Origin of the sequence: Methylobacterium sp. 174MFSha1.1, from assembly GCF_900116815.1 — a bacterium.
Taxonomy (GTDB): domain Bacteria; phylum Pseudomonadota; class Alphaproteobacteria; order Rhizobiales; family Beijerinckiaceae; genus Methylobacterium.
Genome location: NZ_FPCB01000004.1, coordinates 347,853 through 364,505, shown reverse-complemented (window position 1 = coordinate 364,505; position 16,653 = coordinate 347,853). Strand labels below are relative to the sequence as shown.

The window sequence follows — 16,653 nt, the reverse complement described above, 5'->3', positions numbered from 1 at the left end:
TTATGGATTCCTGCACAAGATCATCGACGGATCTGAAACCCTCGATGTCATCCCGGGGCTCGCCGAAGGCGAGAACCCGGGATCCATAACCGCCGGCCTTTCCTGGCAGGGCGGCTGGCGTCCCGCCTCATCCTGCCACCTCGGCGGTTATGGATCCCGGGTTCCGCTACGCGGCCCCGGGATGACGCGGAGAGTGGACGAACCGTGGGGGATCACCTGTGATCCGCCCCACCCTCCCCCGCCAGCACACTCCCCGGCACCGTCCGCGAATGCCCGCGGAACTCCGCCACCACCTGACCCTCCGCGTCGGTCACCGTCACGTCGTAGATCCCGGAGCGGCCCTCGCGCACCCGCTCCACCGCCCGCGCCGTCAGCACCTCGCCGCGCTTCCCCGGCCGCAGGAACGTCACCGCGCAATGCTGCGCCACCGCCCGCTGATCGTAGGCGTTGCACGCGAAGGCGAAGGCCGAATCGGCGAGCGCGAAGATGAAGCCGCCATGGCAGGAGCCGTGGCCGTTCACCATGTCGTCGCGCACCCGCATCGACAGCACCGCCTCGCCGGGCCCGGCATGGTCGAGGGACAGGCCGAGCCCCTGGCTCGCCCGGTCCTCGGCCCATAGCGCCGCGGCACAGGCGCGGGCCGTCTCCTCCGGCGTCACCGGGAGCGCCCGGTGAAGCGCGCCGGGCGCTTGTCCAGGAAGGCCGCCACGCCCTCGCGGTAATCCGGCGAGCGCCCGGCCTCGCCCTGCAGGTCGCGCTCGACGGCGAGCTGCGCCTCGAGGTCGTTCGTCTCCGAGGCGTCCAGCGCCCGGCGGATGAGAGCGAGGCCGTAGGTCGGCGCCTGCGCCAGCTGCGCGGCCAGCTTATGCGCCTCCGCCATCAGCTCCGCGTCGTCGATCACCCGCCAGATCATGCCCCAGGATTCCGCCTGCTCGGCGGTGATCGGCTCGGCGAGGAGCGCCATGCCGCGGGCGCGGGCCCGGCCGGCGAGGCGCGGTAGCAGCCAGGTGCCGCCGGCATCCGGGATCAGCCCGAGCTTGGCGAAGGCCTGGAGGAACTTGGCCGAGCGCGCCGCGAGCACGAGGTCGCCGTGGAAGGCGAGGCTGGCGCCCGCGCCCGCCGCCACGCCGTTGACGGCGCAGATCAGCGGCATCGGCAGGTCGCGAATCTGCTTGACCAGCGGGTTGTAGAATTCTTCGAGGGTGCGCGAGAGGTCGGGCTCCACGTCCGGCGCGAAGTTGCGGGCGGCGAGGTCCTGGCCGGCGCAGAAGCCGCGGCCGGCCCCGGTGAGGATCAGCGCCCGGCACTCCGGATCGGCGGCGGCGGCGCTCAAGGCGCTCCGCAGGGCCAGATGCAGCGGCTCGTTGAAGGCGTTGAGCCGGTCGGGCCGGTTGAGCACCAGCACGCGGTAGCCCGCATGATGCTCCGTCAGCACGAGAGTCTCGCCTGTTGCCTCGCTCATGGTGCGCCCTCCTCGTCGCGCCTGTGCCGGGCATCCCCGCCGGCGCGATCTATTGACCAACCGGACGGTAAATTATAAAGCTGTGCGGGTGAAGTCAAACGCGTGTGCCGTTAGCCGAACGCCAGGGTGGACGGAGAGCGCGCGGGGCTGCAAAGCACGGACGGGTTCAATGAAGCCCGGGACGCCGGCGACCGGATTCCAACCGGCGCGGCCCGATAGCGGGAGGACACCACCATGAGGCGCATCGTCTGGGCGCTCGCCCTCGCCGGCACCGTGCTGGCCGGACCCGTGCTGGCGCAGCCGATCAAGATCGGCGTCACCATCGCCAAGACCGGCCCGGCGGCCTCGCTGGGCATCCCGCAGGCCAACACCGTGACGCTGCTGCCGACCGAGATCGGCGGCCAGAAGGTCGAGTGGATCGTCCTCGACGACGCCACCGACACTACCAAGGGCGTCGCCAACGCGCGCAAGCTCGCGAGCGACGACAAGGTCGACGCCATCGTCGGCTCCTCGGTGACCCCGGTCTCCCTGGCGCTGATCGAGGTCGCGGCCGAGGCCAAGGTGCCGCTGATCAGCTTGGCCGCCTCCTCCAAGATCGTCGCCCCGATGGACGACAAGCGCCGCTGGGTGTTCAAGGCGCCGCAGAACGACGGCCTGATGGCCGAGGCGATCGCCACGCACATGGCCAAGGCCGGCGTGAAGTCGGTCGGCTTCATCGGCTTCAACGACGCCTACGGCGACGGCTGGCTGGCCGAGGTCACCCCCCGGCTCGAGGCCAAGGGCATCAAGCTCGCCGTCACCGAGCGCTTCGCCCGCACCGATACCAGCGTCACCGGCCAGGTGCTGAAAGTGATGGCGGCGCGTCCCGACGCGGTGCTGATCGCGGGTTCCGGCACCCCCGCGGCGCTGCCGCAGAAGACGCTCAAGGAGCGCGGCTACGCCGGCAAGTACTACCAGACCCACGGCGTCGCCAATGCCGACTTCCTGCGCGTCGGCGGCAAGGACCTGGAAGGCACCGTGCTGCCGGCGGGTCCCCTGCTGGTCGCCGAGCAGCTGCCGGAATCGAACCCGGTGCGCAAGGTCGCCCTCGACTACACCAAGGCCTACGAGGCGAAGTTCGGGGCGGGCTCGCTGGCGACCTTCGGCGGCCACGCCTACGACGCCGAGGTGCTGCTGGCGAACGCGATCCCCGTCGCGCTCAAGACCGCCAAGCCCGGGACCCCTGAGTTCCGCGCGGCGCTCCGCGACGCGATCGAGGGCCTGAAGGAGGTCGTCTACACCAACGGCGTCGTCAGCATGACCCCGACCGACCATGTCGGTCAGGACGACCGCGCCCGCGTGATGGTGACGATCGAGAACGGCAAGTGGAAGCTGCTGTCGGCGACGAACTGACGGGTGGAGCCGCCCTCGACAGCCTCTTGGGGTCGAGGCGACACCAATCGGGACGCCTGGCCGGTTGATCCCGACAGTCCTGACACCCTCCGGGTCATCCCGGGGCCGCGGAAGCGGAACCCGGGATCCATAACCGCCGACGGTGCAGGAAAAGGCGGAACGCGATACGCTCCGTTCTTCCACGTCAGCGGCTATGGATCCCGGGTTCTCGACTTCGTCGAGCCCCGGGATGACGCGGAGTGCTTCAGACGCGTCGATACAATCGCGATCACGATCATCAAGTCATAGAAGCAGCCCCGAGCCCTCCCCCGTGGACGCCACGATCCTCCTTCTCCTCCTCCAGGACGGCGTGGTGAACGGCGCGATCTACGCGCTGATCGCCCTGTCGCTGGTCCTGGTCTTCACCGTCACGCGGGTGATCCTCATCCCGCAGGGCGAGTTCGTCGCCTACGGGGCGCTGACGCTCGCGAGCCTTGAGGCCGGCACCCTGCCGGGCACCGTGCCGCTGCTCCTCGGCCTCGGCGTTCTCGCCTTCCTGGCCGATTGCGCCGAGGCGCGGCCGACGATGAGCGGGCGCGTGCTCGGACGCCTCGCGCTGCGCGACCTCGCCCTGCCGGCGGTCGTCGCGCTCGCGGCCTGGTTCCTCGCGCCGACGAAGCCCGGCCTCGTCGTCGAGATCCTGCTGACGCTGGCCATCGTGACGCCGATGGGCGGGTTCCTGCACGCGGTGGCGTTCCGGCCGCTGGCCCACGCCTCGGTGCTGGTGCTGCTGATCGCCTCGGTCGGCGTGCATCTCGCCTTGACCGGCCTCGGCCTCGTGTTCTTCGGCGCCGAGGGCTCGCGCACCCCGCCCTTGTCGGAAGCCTCGTTCCCGGCCGGCCCCCTGCTGGTCAGCGGGCAGTCGCTGTGGATGATCGGCCTGACCCTCGCGATCATCGTGGCGCTCTGGCTGTTCTTCTCGCGCACGCTGCTCGGCAAGGCGCTGATCGCCACCGCCGTCAACCGCCTCGGCGCCCGGCTGATGGGCATCGCGCCCTCGCTGGCCGGCCGGCTCAGCTTCTCGGTCGCGGCCTTCATCGGGGCCTTGTCGGGCGTGCTGATCGCGCCGCTCACCACCGTCTACTACGACACCGGCTTCCTCATCGGCCTCAAGGGCTTCGTCGCGGCGATCATCGGCGGGCTGGCGAGCTATCCGGCGGCGGCCGCCGCCGCGATCCTCGTCGGCATCATCGAATCCGTCGCCTCGTTCGAGGCCAGCGCCTTCAAGGAGGTGATCGTGTTCATGGCGATCATCCCGGTCCTGCTCTGGCGCTCCCTGCGCTCGGCCCCGGTGGAGGACGAGGAATGACCATGCCCGCCCGCCTCACGCCCACCACCATCCTGGCCGGCCTCGCCGCGCTCGTCGTCGTCGCCCTGCCGTTCCTGCCCGGCGTGCCGCCGTTCTGGCTCACGCTGCTGACCTATGCGGGCCTCTCCGCCATCGTGGTCACCGGGCTCGTGGTGCTCACCGGGGTCGCGGGCATCACCTCCTTCGGGCAGGCGATGTTCGTCGGCATCAGCGCCTACGCCACCGCCCTTCTCACCACCCAAGGGGGGCTCTCGCCCTGGCTGTCCCTGCCGGTGGCCCTGCTCCTGTCGGCCGCCGCCGCCTGGGTGATCGGCGCGATCACGCTCCGGCTCTCGGGCCATTACCTGCCGCTCGGCACGATCGCCTGGAACATCTCGTTCTTCTACGTGCTCGGCAACACCGACGCGCTCGGCCGCTACGACGGGCTCACCGGCCTGCCGCCGATTTCGATTCTCGGCCACCCGGTGCTGGGCGGCGGCGAAGCCCTGCTGCTGACCTGGGCCTTCCTGGCCTTGAGCCTGTGGCTCACCCACCGCCTCTTGCGCTCGCGCACCGGCCGGGCGATCCGGGCCCTCAAGGGGGGCGTCGTCGCGGCGGAATCCTTCGGGGTCGACACCGCGCGGGTGAAGATCGTCGCCTTCGTCTATGCGGCGATGCTGGCGGCCCTGTCGGGCTGGCTCTACGCCCACATCCAGCGCGCCATCAACCCGACGCCGTTCGGCATCAATGCCGGCATCGAGTACCTGCTGATGGCGGTGATCGGCGGCGCCGGCTCGATCGGCGGCGGCGTCTTCGGCGCCGTGCTGGTGACAGTGTTGAAGGACCAGCTCCAGAACGTCCTGCCCTTCGTGTTCGGCGCGCAGGGCAACTTCGAGGCGATCGTGTTCGGCGTCCTGCTGGTGCTGATGCTCCAGCGCGCGCCCGACGGGCTGTGGCCGCTGCTCGTCCGCCGCTCCGTCGCGGCGCCGCCCGATCGCGGCCCGGCCGGCGAGCCCCTGGCGGCCCGCCCGGCCGCCGCCCCCGGCACGGTGCTGCTGGAGGCCGCCAACCTCAGAAAGACCTTCGGCGGCCTCGTCGCCGTCAACGACATCGGCTTCCAGGTCGCGGCCGGCGAGGTGGTGGCGCTGATCGGGCCGAACGGCGCCGGCAAGAGCACCACCTTCAACCTCGTCACCGGCGTGGCCCGCCTCACCGCCGGAGCCGTGCGGTTCGCCGGCCGTGACGTCGCCGGCCTGCCGGCCCGGCGCATCGCCCGGCTCGGCTGCGCCCGCACCTTCCAGCACGTCAAGCTCGTCGCCGGCATGTCGGTGATCGAGAACGTGGCGCTGGGCGCCCACCTGCGCGGGTCGGCCGGGCCGTTCCGCGGCGCGCTCGGCCTCGACGCGGCGGAGGAGGCGGCGCTCTTCGCCGAGGCCGACCGCCAGCTCGCCCGGGTGGGTCTTGCCGCCTGCCGCGACCTGCCGGCCGGGAGCCTGGCGCTCGGCCAGCAGCGCATCGTCGAGATCGCCCGGGCGCTCTGCCTCGGGCCCCAGCTCCTCCTCCTCGACGAGCCGGCCGCCGGCCTGCGCCATCAGGAGAAGCAGGCCCTCGGCGACCTCCTGCGCCGCCTGCGCCAGGAGGGGTTGGGCATTCTCCTCGTCGAACACGACATGGATTTCGTGATGGGGCTCGCCGACCGGCTGGTGGTGATGAATTTCGGCGCCAAGCTGTGCGAGGGCGCGCCGGCGACCGTGCGGCGCGACCCCGCCGTGGTCGAGGCCTATCTGGGGAGCGCCGCATGACGCAGGCCATGCTCGAGGCCGAGAACCTCTCCGTCGCCTACGGCAAGGTCGAGGCGGTGCGGGGCGTGTCGCTGGCGGTGCAGCCCGGGCGGCTCGTCACGGTGCTGGGCGCCAACGGCGCCGGCAAGACGACGCTGCTCAACGCCCTGATGGGAGTGCTGCCGGCCCGCGGCCGCCTCCTGTTCGAGGGGCGCGACCTGACGCGGCTGCCGGTCGAGGCACGGGTCGCGCAGGGCCTGAGCCTGATCCCCGAGCGCCGCGAGCTGTTCTCCACGATGAGCGTCGAGGACAACCTGAAGCTCGGCGCCTTCCGCTTCCGCAACACGGGCGGGGGCGGAGACCTCGGGGAGATGTACCGCCTCTTCCCCCGCCTCGCCGAGCGCCGGCGCCAGCATGCCGGCACGCTGTCGGGGGGCGAGCGCCAGATGCTCGCCATGGCCCGGGCCCTGATGGGCCGCCCGCGCCTGCTGATGCTCGACGAGCCGAGCCTCGGCCTCGCCCCGCTCATCGTCGCCGAGGTGATGCGCACGGTGGCGCGCCTGCGCGACGAGGGGGTGGCGATCCTGCTGGTCGAGCAGAATGCCCGCGCGGCCCTCCAGATCGCCGATTACGGCTACGTCCTCGACGGCGGCAGCGTGGTGCTCCAGGGCGACAGCCGCACGCTCCAGGGCGATGCCCGGGTGGTCGAGACCTATCTCGGCAGTCTCTCGGTCGACGAGCCGCCGAGCCGGGCCGCCGCCGGGCGCTGAGCCGGGGATTTTAGCCTGGAGTGCCGGGCCGGGATCTGCCGATGGTCGCGGTCGCGCTATCATCGAGGATGGACTGGGTGGCGGCTCGATTCGCGCCGGAGCCTGTTTCGGGTCGCCCCACAGTCTCAAGACCCTCCGCGTCATTCCGGGGCCGCGCAGCGGAGCCCGGAATCCATAACCGCAGGTGGCTCCAGAACAGAGCGGCGCTCGTTCCGCTTCACTCTTCAGCCCCGGAGTTTCTGGCTTCCGGGCTCCGCTGCGCGGCCCCGGAATGACGCAGAGCGTTTCAATTCTGCGCAAGCTAAGCGATCAGGCGTCGACATCGAATCTGCTCGCACCGATTCGCGCCATCACCCAAGCTCGGCGAACCTACGATTGGGCCATCTCTCGGAGATTCAATCGTCGGGAGTCTTGGTGGGCCCGGTAGGACTCGAACCTACAACCAGACCGTTATGAGCGGTGTGTAGCGAGCTTCTGCGCCCTTGGGAAGGGCGAGAACAAAGCACGTACCGGTACCGCTATTCCCCCCGTTTCCCGCCCATTCCGGTTCCGGTCCGGTTCCGGTACCGAAACCCTCAGGCGGCCTTCGCCTCCCCCGCGGTTGCCAGGGACCGGAGCGGCAGCCCGAGCCGCGCCAGCCGGGCGTCCCGGTTCGCCGCTGCCACCCGCAGGTCCTTGTCGCGGTGGTAGTGGATCGAGAAGGCGTCGTGGAGCTCGGGCGGCGGGAGCGACCGCTTCTTGCGGCCGCCGGCGATGCCGGTTTGGTAGTCGGCGGCCCAGTGGCCGTAGACCTCCAGCAGCACCTTCTCCGACATGCCCAAGAAGTTCGCCGCGTCCCACGACTTCACCCCGCGCTGGAGCAGCCACGTCGCCGTCGTGTGCCGCAGCATGTGCGGCGTGCCCTTGAGGCCGGCGTCGGCCAGGGCCACGCCGAAGCCTTTGTTGACCTGCTCGACCGGGGCTCCATTGAATTCGACGACGTATTCCTTGCTGATGCCGAGGCGTTTCCAGCGGCGGATGTGAGCGAGCAGCCGGTCGGGGATACGGACCGGGGGTTGCCTTTTGTTGGTGGCGCCCTGCCCGACGGCGAGGCGATGGAAAGTGCCCGTCTCCAGGTCGAGCCAGCTTCGGCCGGGGATGCGGTCGAATGCCGCCGTCGCGATGGTCCCGGCCCGGGTGCCGGTGTAGATGCCGAGCAGCGTGAACCGCGTCAGATGCCGGTGCGGACGCTTCTTGGACGTCACCACCTCGCCGGCGCGAGTCGGGCTGTCCTTTCGGACGGTCATGACGGCCCGCTTCCGCCACATGCCGAGGAGCAGGCGAGCCGCCTCGGGGCGGTCGAGGTGGTGCTCCTTTCGCTTCCCCTTTGCCGGCAGCGCGACCTCGACGACCTCTCGGCAGTAGCCCCGGCCGCGGTGCCAATTGATGGCCGCGCGCATGTCCTCAAGCTCGCGCCGCGCCCCCTGGGGCGAGACCATCTTGGCATCGTTGCCCGTCTCTTCGGGCCGAGCGCTCTTCCAGGCATGCCCGCACCGCCAAGCGACGTACTCGTCGCAGGAATCGCCATCGACGTCGGCGAGCGTCTTGCCCTGCCACCACTCGCCGAGTTGGAGCAGCCGTGCCATGCACCGGGCAGCGCGTCCCTCGTAGATCGGCGGCTTCTCATGGACGATGCCAGCCTTGGCGTCCTGGGCGCGCAGGTCCTCGACCCGCTTCTGGACGACGCGCTCGCCCCACATCAGGAGGACGTCGACGACGAGGATCTCGTTGGCGCCGCGGCCCTTCTGGACAGAGGGGCGGTGCTTGGCGGTGATGTAATCGGCCAAGGCCTGATGGGCCTTCGCCTCCTCGGCCTCGTTGTAGGCTAGCGCCTCGGCCTTGTCGGCGCCCTTGAGGCCGCGGACATCGCGCGCAAAGCAGCCAGTGGGTCGACGGACCCCGCCGTCGTCTTTGATGTGCCACTGCGCGAGCCGCTCGACGGCGCCGTTCTTGCCGTGCTCGGCTGGCCTGAGCCAGAGCCTTGGTCCTGAGTTCCTGCGCGGCATCCTTCCCGCCACTCCCTTAGTATGCGTCGCGTGATGATGATGTTCCGACCGTGCCGCTCCGGCCGAAGGTCCCCCCGGTCGATGGCCTCCCGAAGCTGCCTGACCGAGAAGGCCGGCCACCAAGAATGCTCCCGCGCGCCGGGCCACCGTGCCGGAACAAGGAGTTCCGGCGCCCAAATTGCGGTCTCAAGATCGAGCGGCGTGTGGTCTAGCGCGACCGCGGCTATCGCCGGGCGGTCTTCGAGAATGTCGCGGTCGACGATGATTTCGAATGCCATAAGCGGACGATCGGGTGTTCGCCGGAACCGCGCAACGGCACCGGTCGCAGGTTGATTGCGTAGGGTTAAGGTCGTGGCCGCGCCGGTCCTGGGACATCAGAAGGGGATGTCGTCATCCGCCGCCGCTGCCACGGCAGGCAGACGGCATGGCTCGTCTAGGGGCGGCACGTCCATTTCGGCGAGGGCCTCCCCGACGAGGAGGATGCGCATGCTCCACGCCGTACCGTCGCCCGAATGCGCGCAGTACGCCCGCAGGGGGCGTCCGACGTCGAGCGGGCCGGCGACCCAGGATGCGACATCCGCCGGGAGATGGCCGAGCATCGTCGAGTTGCCCAGCCAAACCTCGACCGCGTTCTCGTCGAAGGCGTTGTCGGGCGCGCGGACGAGCCCGAGCCGCTGCCCATGACGCGGCCGGACGGGCTCGACGGCGAGCCCTGCGTCGCCGTAGCCGTAGAACTGAACGCCGGCGACCGGCGCATCGTGCCACGGCTCCCCGGCCTCGATCCGGTCGCCCTCGACGGCGGCGTCCGTTTCGGCGAGGAGGACGACGCCAGGGAGCTCGAAGGGGGACTCGATCATGGCGGCTTACCTTTCGCACTCCCGTGAGATCTGCGCAGCCATCCTGCGTCCGCGCAGCCTCATCCAGTCGATGTCTTTCTGAGACGGGGTACCCTGGCCCTTGAGCCATCTGCGCACGACCTGGTGGTCGTGCCCTAGGTCTTCTGCAACGGGTCCGATCCACCAGCGCCCGTACATCGCCTTTCCGATGCGGGCGATGATGTCGACATCGCGCTCGTCCAGGGGCGGGGAGCCGTTCCCGCCGGCGGCGGGATGGGGCAAGTCGATGCTGCGCGTCATGGCGTTTCCTCCACAGCGCGGATCACGCGGGCGATGTGGTGCATGGCCGAGAGCTTGACCGTCTTGAGGTCGTAGGCAGTGGGACAGCCCGTGCCGGCAAGCCACCTACGCACGGTCTGGTGCGGTAGACCGATGTCGTAGGCCAGTTTTCCGACCCAGAGATCGCCATATCGCGCGCGGCCGATGCGCTCGATGGAGACGATGTATGGCTCGGTGGGAAGCCAGGCGTCGAACGTCTCGCGCTGGTCGATGCGGGCTTCAGACATCGAAGTCCGCCATCTCAAGCTCGGGCAGGTCGAGGCCGTCGGCCAAGGCCTGGTACCAGGCCTCTAGTTTGGCGGGCATGCGGTACGTCGAAAATCGGGCGGGTGGGCCGTCGGGCACGAAGGGACGGGCTGGGGGGCGAGCCTGGTCGATGTCAGCCCTTACGAACCGGACGGCCTCGTCCGGCGTGATCCCCTCGCGCCGCGCCAGTGTCACCGCCCAGGCGAGGTCGTCGACGGACAGACGTCCGTCCGACAGCATGGGTGTGACGGGGAGGCGGATCGGCTCCGGGGGCGGCGCGGGCGGGACCACCGCGACCGGGGCGGGCTTGCGGTTCAGGCCGAGGCGGCGCCAATGCGCGTAAACCGCTGCAGGTGTGACCTCCCAGTCCGCCGCCATCTGCGCGGCGCTTTTGCCTTGGGCGTGCTCGGCAACGACTACGTTGTCCGTGGGCATAAGACGGCGGCGGGGCATCGGGCGGGTCTCCAGGGTAGGTTGCGGTTCGGTGACGGTGACGGGGGGCTCGGGCTCAGGCTCGGCCGGTTCAGGCTCCAGCGCGGCGAGGTCGGGGAAGACGACGGCGACGGCGGCCAGGTCCTCGTCCCGGACGCCTCCGCCAGGGCCGCGTCGGACGGCGGCAGGGCGTATCGACCGATAACCGGTTGCTCGGGGACCAGGGCGAGGGCCCGGCGGACGACGGACCCGACGGCGCGCTCGAAATCGAGGCGGGCCTGCCAAGCGGCGGCCGCCTCGGCGTCGCCGCGCCGGGCGCGGGCTCCAAGCGCGGTGGCGACGCCGCGCTCGGTCGAGGAGATCGTCGGCGGCGTCAGGCCCCGACGGGAGTAGAGGCCTTGCGAGCCGACGCTGATGCCGGCCGCGCGGATGCCCCGCTGGGCCGACCCGAGGGCGTAACCCGCCTCGATGGCGACGGCCGCCTCGATGGCGACGGCCGCCTCGGCTTCCGAGCACGACATCGAGCGACCGCCGGCACGGGGCGGGGGGACGCGGCCTGCCTGGGCGCGCCCCTGCTGCGCGAGGGAGGACAGCGTGCGCTCGCCCAGCCAGCACCATCGCTCGCAGGCCATATCCAGGCCGTGCGAATCGACGATCCGCGCGACGAGCGACGGCGAAGGCGTCTCGTAGACGTCGCCATCGATTGAAGAGATCGAGCCCCCGTTCACAGCAGCCTCCCCTGCGAGGAGGTGCGGCGGGGATCGGCGTCCGGCATGCGCACCTGGCGCCGCGGCACGGGGCGGGGCGCCGCGGCCGGGACGGTGCGGACCGCGGCGACGGGGCGCGCGTCGACGGGCGCGGCCGGGGGCATCTCCGACGGGATGTCGACGACCGGCGGGCGGGCGGCACGCCGGTTGTAGGCGGGGCCGGCTGCCTGGCGCTCGTGGGCGAGGAGCTCACGGAGGAAGTCGGGCAGGTCGCGCAGATCCTCGTCGTCGAGGTGAGGGTTACGCGACATGGCGCGCGCCCTCCATCGGCTCGACGGGGACGATGGCGAGCTCCAGTCCGAGAGCCGCCAGCAAGCGCCGGCTGGCCGGGCGGCGCCCGTGGCGGACGTCCAGCATGTACGCCGCGGACACGCTCAGTGCGGCGGCGGCGACTCGCGCTGAGCCGGCCTCCTCGATGCGGACGCGGAGGACCTCCTGTAGATCCTGAGGGGTGAAGACAGGTCGCGTCAAAGTTATCATCCCTTGGTAGGGGGTGGACTGGCTTCCTGCCCTCGAATCCACGACTGGCAGTTGCCTACAGCCCAGCACCAGCGGCGACATATGTCAATGAGACAGCTTTTTTTGTCTCATTGAACGCGGCCTACAAGGATTGTCGATCCAATCCTTCGACTTTCGAAGCTTTGAAATACTTGTTGACGCGGGCCGACGCGAGGGGGAGCATGCGGCAGTTGCCAACCGCCATGCAGGATTTGCCCGTGCTCTCCCTCGTCCTCCTCGCTCTAGCCGCCGCCGGGGTCGTCATCCCCGTTCTGGCCGCCGCCATCGCCGCCTCCAGGGGCGGTCCCGAGCCCGCCCCGGCGGCTCCCGCTCCCCTCGGGGCGGCCCTGCCCGTCGCCGCCCTCGGTCTCACGTGGCGCCGCCTGCGAGACGTCCGAACCCAGCGGGGCGACCGGACGCTCTGGGCCGGCGACGGGGATACGGCGACCTACAGCCGCGCCTATCGCCTCCTCCGGGGCCCCCTCGCCGAGGTCGGTTTCTCATGGGGGACGGCCGAACGTTCGGGGGGCGTCGTCCAGCCTCTATGCTGGGAAGACACGACCCGGGGTGATCAGGCCATCCTCGACGCGCTCGCCGACGCCAAGGAGGCCCTCGCTTACGACGACCGCCGCATCGCCCGGGAAGAGGAGCGGCGCCGGCAGGCCGATGCCCTCGACGACGAACGGCATGGCGAGAGCCGCCGGGCCGACCTGCACCGGCTTCGCGAATCGCTGCGGGACGTGCACTGGGCCTGGAGCAAGAAGCGCAGGGAGCTCGCCGAGGGGCTGCTCCGTGAGCCTCTGGCCGAGAGCGGCGCTCCCAAGGTCGTCGTTGCGAAGCTTGCCCGGGACCTCGTCGCGGACGTGGACGAGACCATCCGCAGGGTCCGCGAGCGCATCGCCGCGGACCCGTCGAAGGATTGGCTGAAGCTGGCCGAGAACCAGGCCATCCATGACCCGCTCCGGACCGCCCTGCAGATCCTCTCCAGCCACGACGAGGATTTCGCGACGCTGGAGAACGGCGTGGGCTGGGGCAAAAGCCATAGCCACGCCGGGCACGTCCTGGCCGGCATGACCGAGTTCACCGTCATCGAGGCGTCCCAGGGACTCGCGGCGGTCTGGAGGCACCGCAAGCAGCTTCGGCCGGACCTCAGGGCGGCCATCTTCGGTTCGGGGGCGTGATCATGGCCAAGCGCAAGCAGAACCCCTTCCAAGGCGACCTCTTTGTGGCCGACGCCTCGGTCTACACCGTCGCCCACGACGCCATCGTCGGCGAAGTGATGGAGGCGATCAAGGACGTGCTGCCGCCCGGCGTGCCGACGTACGTCAAGGAGGTTCGCTCGGCCGTGCGCGACGCTCTCGGCAGCCTCTCCGCGACGCTCGTCCTGTTCGATGGGCAGATCCAGCACCTCCGCATCAGCGGCCACAAAGGCGCCCGTCGCTATTCCTGGCCGGATCTCCAGGTGCCCTTCGGTTGGGACGATGAGCTGAAAGCCTGGCATCGGTACCCTGAGGGCGACGCGGCCGCGGTCGACGCCGTCGATCAGCCCGAGCCCGACGTCGCCCTGACGCCTGGGGAGCGCCTCGTAGTGGCGGGGATCGGCGACGCGCATTGGGTTCGGCTCGGCGGCGACCTGCGTGACCCTGATGCTCCGGAGAAGCCGCGGTCCCTGGCCACGCCCCTGTTCGCCAAAGTCCTCGGGTCGGGCGAAGTGCGCCTCTTCCTGAATTTCCCATCGGCCAGCGGCTTGGCGTTTGTTCAGCGGGTCGAGGCCATAAGCGGCTTGAAGGCGGCTTGGGACACCGAGGAGATTGACAGCCCCTTCCGGTACCGCGGGCACCACGCCGAGGATCTAACGACCGACGCGGGCTGGGAGTCCCTCGCGGCAACACTGGAGCACACCACCGCAGACTACGTCGCCATGTACGCCGCCCGGGCGGCCATCGAAGGCAGGCTCGCCATCGCGAACGCACGATCCCTCATGGACGCCGCGGGGGTCCCGGAACCCGAGTCCCCCGGCCGGGAAGCTGCGATAGCGAGGCTCCAAGTGCAAGCGTCCGGGCAGGTCATGCCGGTCGTCGAGGACGCCTGGGCCGTCATCCACGCGGCGGAGGATGGCTTGATCAAGCCGGGCGGCTGGGCGAACGGCTACCAAATCCCGGCCACGCTGACGGAGGCGGGCCGGGTGCGGTTCGGGCTCGCGCCGAAGCGGCAATTGAAGGCGTTGCAAATCAGCAGCGCGTCACGGGTGCGGCCGAATGCACGTTAATCATGGAGCTAGTGCTTGATTGCCGCTCGTCCGTGCGAGCGGTAGATTTTTACACACGGTTGCCGCACCTGTTGACAAGCAAGTTGAGCCTAGCTGTGTCGCGGCTTGTTTTAAAATCTACGACAAAGATTGAGGCGGGTATGAGCGATAAACTGAAGTTTTTCGTGAAAATCAATGGGACCGGCCGCATCGAGACAGTTATTGCCGACAGTCATGAGCATGCGGCCCAGCGCTTTCTTCTCAGAGTCGCTCGACGCGACTTAGGGTCGAGAGCCTATAAACCTCAAGTTATTCGCGAAGGGGTTACAGATACTGGCGCGAATTGGTGGAGAGGAGAGTTGTGGCGTCGAGCGCGCGACGGTAACGGTTGGGTAACCGATGATTACCGCGCCATATTCACAACGCGAGAAATACCTCTTGAATCGTGAGGCGATAAGCAACCAGCGGTCTCATCATGGCGCCGAGATTGGGGCGAATTCCTCGGAAGTCGTGTACAGACTGAGATCTCGCTAGCCTGCTCTCTCTGAGCTTCGCCCTATCGACATCCGCGCAGGCTTCGTCCCGCGTGGGAGCACCTTGTGCGAACCCGGGGAAATCGCACATAAGGCCGGAGATGGTCTCGCGAGACGGGCATAGCCGCCGACGGGCGGCACGGGGATGGTGGGCGCTCGCCGCCCGCCTGCTCGCTCTCGCCCTCGCCCTGTCGTTGGTCGCGCCCGTCACGGGCTACGCAGACGACCTCGCCTACCACGGGAGGCACCGGCAGGCCGCGCAAGTGACGCTGTCGGCCTCCGCGCCGGACGCGGGCGAGGCCGACCCCGGCCTGGCCTGCCACATCCATTGCGGCTGCCACCAAGTCACCCCGGCGGCGGCCACCGGTCCCGTCATGCCCCGCATCGAAGCCGTGCCCCCGGTCTACGCCAGCTTGACCGAGACGGCCTCGTCAGTCGACCCCGACCGCCTGCCAAGACCCCCTCGCGCGTGAGGTGACGGCGCCGTCGCGGCGCGTCCCCGCCCTGCGCCGTCCGCGGTGCCGGGTCCCTCACGTGAACATACGGGTCCGACCGCGCACGCCTCCCCGCGTCGAACGGAAGCCCGTCCGAGCAGGCCCCCATGCGTATCCTCCTCTCCGCGGTCCTCCTGGCCGCCGGCGTCGCCATCGGTGCCGCCGTCCCCGCCGTCACCGGCTTCGTCCAAGGCAGCCTATCCGCCGCCGGCCTGTCGCAAGACCTGTTCGCTTTCACCGCGGGCCCGGCTCCCGCCAAGCCCGAGTCCGCACGAGCCGGGGCCGGGCAGGACGACGATGACGACAAGGGAGCCGCGTCTCCCGAAAAGGCCCACGGTAAGGAACCCGGAGGGCACGGTCACGAGGCGGCCGAGGGGCACGCCGAGGCCGAGGCAGGCGTGATCAAGATGGCCCCCGAGCAGGTCTCGGGGCAGGACATCTCGGTTGTGAAGGTCGAGGGCGGCACCCTCGCCCGGCACCTTCTGGTGCCCGGCACCATCACCCCCGATACCGACCGGATCGCCCGTGTCCCGGCTCGGGTCGTGGGTACCGTCGCGGAGATGCGCAAGCGTCTCGGCGATCGGGTTGCCAAGGATGAGGTCGTCGCCGTCCTCGAAAGCCGGGAGGTCGCCGACGCCAAGAGCGAGTATCTCACCGCCTCCGTGCGGGCCGAGCTGGAGAAGACCAACTACGATCGCCAGCAGGCGCTCTGGGACAAGCGCGTCTCGTCGGAGCAGGTCTACCTGCAGGCCAAGGCGACCTATACGGAAGCCACCCTGCGCGTCGACCTTTCCCGCCAGAAGCTCTCCGCCCTCGGCCTGAGCGCGACCGAGGTCGCGGCCGCGCAGAAGCGGGACGAGGCGACGCCGAACCAGTCCACCCTGCGCCGGTATGAGCTCCGCTCGTCGCTCGCCGGCCGCATCGTCGAGCGCAAGGTCGACGTCGGGACGAAGGTCGGCGGAGAGGGGGACCCGGCCGACGTCTACACCGTTGCCGACCTCTCGACCGTCTGGATCGAACTCTCGGTGCCGACCACCGAGCTTGCCAAGGTGCGGGAGGGCGCACCGGTCGCGGTCACCCCGGCCCAGGAAGGCGGCGACCGCCACGCCGACGGCAAGGTCGTCTTCGTCAGTCCGTTCCTGAACCCGGACACCCGCTCGGCCCGGGTCATCGTCGCCCTGCCGAACCCGGACCTCGCCTGGCGCCCCGGCACCTTCGTCACCGCCGAGGTCGAGATCGCGCACGACGCGGTCGAGGTGCGCGTCCCGAAGGCTGCCCTGCAGTCGGTCGGGGGTGAGCGCGTCGTCTTCGTGCGCACGGAGGAAGGCTTCGAGAAGCGCGAGGTCGAGCTCGGGCGCTCGGACGACGATTCCTACGAGGTTGTCTCCGGCCTGAAGCCGGGCGACCCCATCGCGGTCGCCAACTCCTTCCTCCTCAAGGCCGAGCTCGGAAAGTCCGAAGCCGGCGACGACGACTGAGCAGG

General features: G+C 70.0%; 17 protein-coding genes. 8 read left to right on the top strand and 9 right to left on the bottom strand.

Annotated elements, in window-relative coordinates; translation table 11 throughout:
* Positions 1–212: 212 nt before the first annotated feature.
* Both paaI and paaG read right to left on the bottom strand, forming a co-directional pair.
* On the bottom strand, positions 213–659 hold the full coding sequence (gene paaI, locus BM430_RS01690; RefSeq protein ID WP_093564653.1) for a hydroxyphenylacetyl-CoA thioesterase PaaI: 447 nt from the start codon (positions 657–659) through the stop codon (positions 213–215).
* Complete coding sequence (gene paaG, locus BM430_RS01685; protein WP_093564652.1) at positions 656–1,462, bottom strand: 2-(1,2-epoxy-1,2-dihydrophenyl)acetyl-CoA isomerase PaaG; 807 nt, start codon at positions 1,460–1,462, stop codon at positions 656–658. The genes paaI and paaG overlap by 4 nt, the downstream gene beginning before the upstream one ends.
* A 234-nt stretch (positions 1,463–1,696) precedes the next feature.
* On the opposite strand from paaG, the gene BM430_RS01680 reads away from it, so the two are divergent.
* The 4 genes from BM430_RS01680 to BM430_RS01665 all read left to right on the top strand — a co-directional run bounded on the left by BM430_RS01680 (position 1,697) and on the right by BM430_RS01665 (position 6,732).
* Complete coding sequence (locus tag BM430_RS01680; protein WP_093564650.1) at positions 1,697–2,854, top strand: ABC transporter substrate-binding protein; 1,158 nt, start codon at positions 1,697–1,699, stop codon at positions 2,852–2,854.
* 310 nt (positions 2,855–3,164) lie between these two features.
* Positions 3,165–4,202 carry a branched-chain amino acid ABC transporter permease gene (locus BM430_RS01675; RefSeq protein ID WP_093564648.1) on the top strand — a complete coding sequence of 346 codons (1,038 nt, stop codon included), beginning with the start codon at positions 3,165–3,167 and terminating at the stop codon, positions 4,200–4,202.
* A gap of 2 nt (positions 4,203–4,204) precedes the next feature.
* Positions 4,205–5,983 (top strand): branched-chain amino acid ABC transporter ATP-binding protein/permease, encoded by a 1,779-nt coding sequence (locus BM430_RS01670; RefSeq protein WP_093564646.1) that lies wholly within the window; start codon positions 4,205–4,207, stop codon positions 5,981–5,983.
* Positions 5,980–6,732: an ABC transporter ATP-binding protein gene (locus tag BM430_RS01665; RefSeq protein ID WP_093564644.1), complete on the top strand. Its 753-nt coding sequence runs from the start codon at positions 5,980–5,982 to the stop codon at positions 6,730–6,732. Before BM430_RS01670 ends, BM430_RS01665 begins: the two co-directional genes overlap by 4 nt.
* Before the next feature lie 575 nt (positions 6,733–7,307).
* Here the strand turns inward: BM430_RS01665 and BM430_RS01655 are convergent.
* The 7 genes from BM430_RS01655 to BM430_RS01620 form a co-directional block, all read right to left on the bottom strand.
* Positions 7,308–8,777, bottom strand: a complete 1,470-nt coding sequence (locus tag BM430_RS01655) for a site-specific integrase (RefSeq protein ID WP_143131918.1) — start codon at positions 8,775–8,777, stop codon at positions 7,308–7,310.
* Between the two features lie 374 nt (positions 8,778–9,151).
* Positions 9,152–9,634 carry an HIRAN domain-containing protein gene (locus tag BM430_RS01645; protein ID WP_093564640.1) on the bottom strand — a complete coding sequence of 161 codons (483 nt, stop codon included), beginning with the start codon at positions 9,632–9,634 and terminating at the stop codon, positions 9,152–9,154.
* 6 nt (positions 9,635–9,640) lie between these two features.
* Positions 9,641–9,913: a hypothetical protein gene (locus BM430_RS01640; RefSeq protein WP_093564638.1), complete on the bottom strand. Its 273-nt coding sequence runs from the start codon at positions 9,911–9,913 to the stop codon at positions 9,641–9,643.
* Positions 9,910–10,179 (bottom strand): hypothetical protein, encoded by a 270-nt coding sequence (locus BM430_RS01635; protein ID WP_093564636.1) that lies wholly within the window; start codon positions 10,177–10,179, stop codon positions 9,910–9,912. The genes BM430_RS01640 and BM430_RS01635 overlap by 4 nt, the downstream gene beginning before the upstream one ends.
* Positions 10,172–10,651, bottom strand: coding sequence for a hypothetical protein (locus tag BM430_RS01630; RefSeq protein ID WP_143131917.1), 480 nt, complete (start codon positions 10,649–10,651; stop codon positions 10,172–10,174). The genes BM430_RS01635 and BM430_RS01630 overlap by 8 nt, the downstream gene beginning before the upstream one ends.
* The gene (locus tag BM430_RS01625) at positions 10,615–11,358 is read right to left on the bottom strand and encodes a hypothetical protein (RefSeq protein WP_093564632.1); all 744 of its coding nucleotides are present in this window, start codon (positions 11,356–11,358) and stop codon (positions 10,615–10,617) included. The genes BM430_RS01630 and BM430_RS01625 overlap by 37 nt, the downstream gene beginning before the upstream one ends.
* Positions 11,355–11,648, bottom strand: coding sequence for a hypothetical protein (locus tag BM430_RS01620; RefSeq protein ID WP_093564631.1), 294 nt, complete (start codon positions 11,646–11,648; stop codon positions 11,355–11,357). Before BM430_RS01620 ends, BM430_RS01625 begins: the two co-directional genes overlap by 4 nt.
* 429 nt (positions 11,649–12,077) lie before the next feature.
* Between BM430_RS01620 and BM430_RS01610 the strand changes: the two genes are divergently transcribed.
* The 4 genes from BM430_RS01610 to BM430_RS01595 all read left to right on the top strand — a co-directional run bounded on the left by BM430_RS01610 (position 12,078) and on the right by BM430_RS01595 (position 16,648).
* Positions 12,078–13,076, top strand: coding sequence for a hypothetical protein (locus tag BM430_RS01610; RefSeq protein ID WP_244539250.1), 999 nt, complete (start codon positions 12,078–12,080; stop codon positions 13,074–13,076).
* A 2-nt stretch (positions 13,077–13,078) separates the two neighbouring features.
* Positions 13,079–14,164 carry a hypothetical protein gene (locus BM430_RS01605; RefSeq protein WP_093564627.1) on the top strand — a complete coding sequence of 362 codons (1,086 nt, stop codon included), beginning with the start codon at positions 13,079–13,081 and terminating at the stop codon, positions 14,162–14,164.
* 613 nt (positions 14,165–14,777) lie between these two features.
* Entirely contained in the window at positions 14,778–15,149 is a 372-nt protein-coding gene (locus BM430_RS01600) for a hypothetical protein (RefSeq protein ID WP_093564625.1), read from the top strand.
* Between the two features lie 128 nt (positions 15,150–15,277).
* On the top strand, positions 15,278–16,648 hold the full coding sequence (locus BM430_RS01595) for an efflux RND transporter periplasmic adaptor subunit (RefSeq protein ID WP_093564622.1): 1,371 nt from the start codon (positions 15,278–15,280) through the stop codon (positions 16,646–16,648).
* Positions 16,649–16,653 lie beyond the last annotated feature (5 nt).

Excerpts from the sequence above, each read along its gene's own strand:
- BM430_RS01640 (WP_093564638.1), bottom strand. The coding sequence starts at position 9,913 with ATGACGCGCAGCATCGACTTGCCCCATCCCGCCGCCGGCGGGAACGGC.
- BM430_RS01680 (WP_093564650.1), top strand. The coding sequence starts at position 1,697 with ATGAGGCGCATCGTCTGGGCGCTCGCCCTCGCCGGCACCGTGCTGGCC.
- BM430_RS01595 (WP_093564622.1), top strand. The coding sequence starts at position 15,278 with ATGCGTATCCTCCTCTCCGCGGTCCTCCTGGCCGCCGGCGTCGCCATC.
- BM430_RS01620 (WP_093564631.1), bottom strand. The coding sequence starts at position 11,648 with ATGTCGCGTAACCCTCACCTCGACGACGAGGATCTGCGCGACCTGCCC.
- BM430_RS01600 (WP_093564625.1), top strand. The coding sequence starts at position 14,778 with ATGGTCTCGCGAGACGGGCATAGCCGCCGACGGGCGGCACGGGGATGG.
- BM430_RS01670 (WP_093564646.1), top strand. The coding sequence starts at position 4,205 with ATGCCCGCCCGCCTCACGCCCACCACCATCCTGGCCGGCCTCGCCGCG.
- BM430_RS01630 (WP_143131917.1), bottom strand. The coding sequence starts at position 10,651 with ATGCCCCGCCGCCGTCTTATGCCCACGGACAACGTAGTCGTTGCCGAG.
- paaG (WP_093564652.1), bottom strand. The coding sequence starts at position 1,462 with ATGAGCGAGGCAACAGGCGAGACTCTCGTGCTGACGGAGCATCATGCG.
- BM430_RS01665 (WP_093564644.1), top strand. The coding sequence starts at position 5,980 with ATGACGCAGGCCATGCTCGAGGCCGAGAACCTCTCCGTCGCCTACGGC.
- BM430_RS01635 (WP_093564636.1), bottom strand. The coding sequence starts at position 10,179 with ATGTCTGAAGCCCGCATCGACCAGCGCGAGACGTTCGACGCCTGGCTT.
- BM430_RS01645 (WP_093564640.1), bottom strand. The coding sequence starts at position 9,634 with ATGATCGAGTCCCCCTTCGAGCTCCCTGGCGTCGTCCTCCTCGCCGAA.
- BM430_RS01605 (WP_093564627.1), top strand. The coding sequence starts at position 13,079 with ATGGCCAAGCGCAAGCAGAACCCCTTCCAAGGCGACCTCTTTGTGGCC.
- BM430_RS01610 (WP_244539250.1), top strand. The coding sequence starts at position 12,078 with ATGCGGCAGTTGCCAACCGCCATGCAGGATTTGCCCGTGCTCTCCCTC.
- BM430_RS01655 (WP_143131918.1), bottom strand. The coding sequence starts at position 8,777 with ATGCCGCGCAGGAACTCAGGACCAAGGCTCTGGCTCAGGCCAGCCGAG.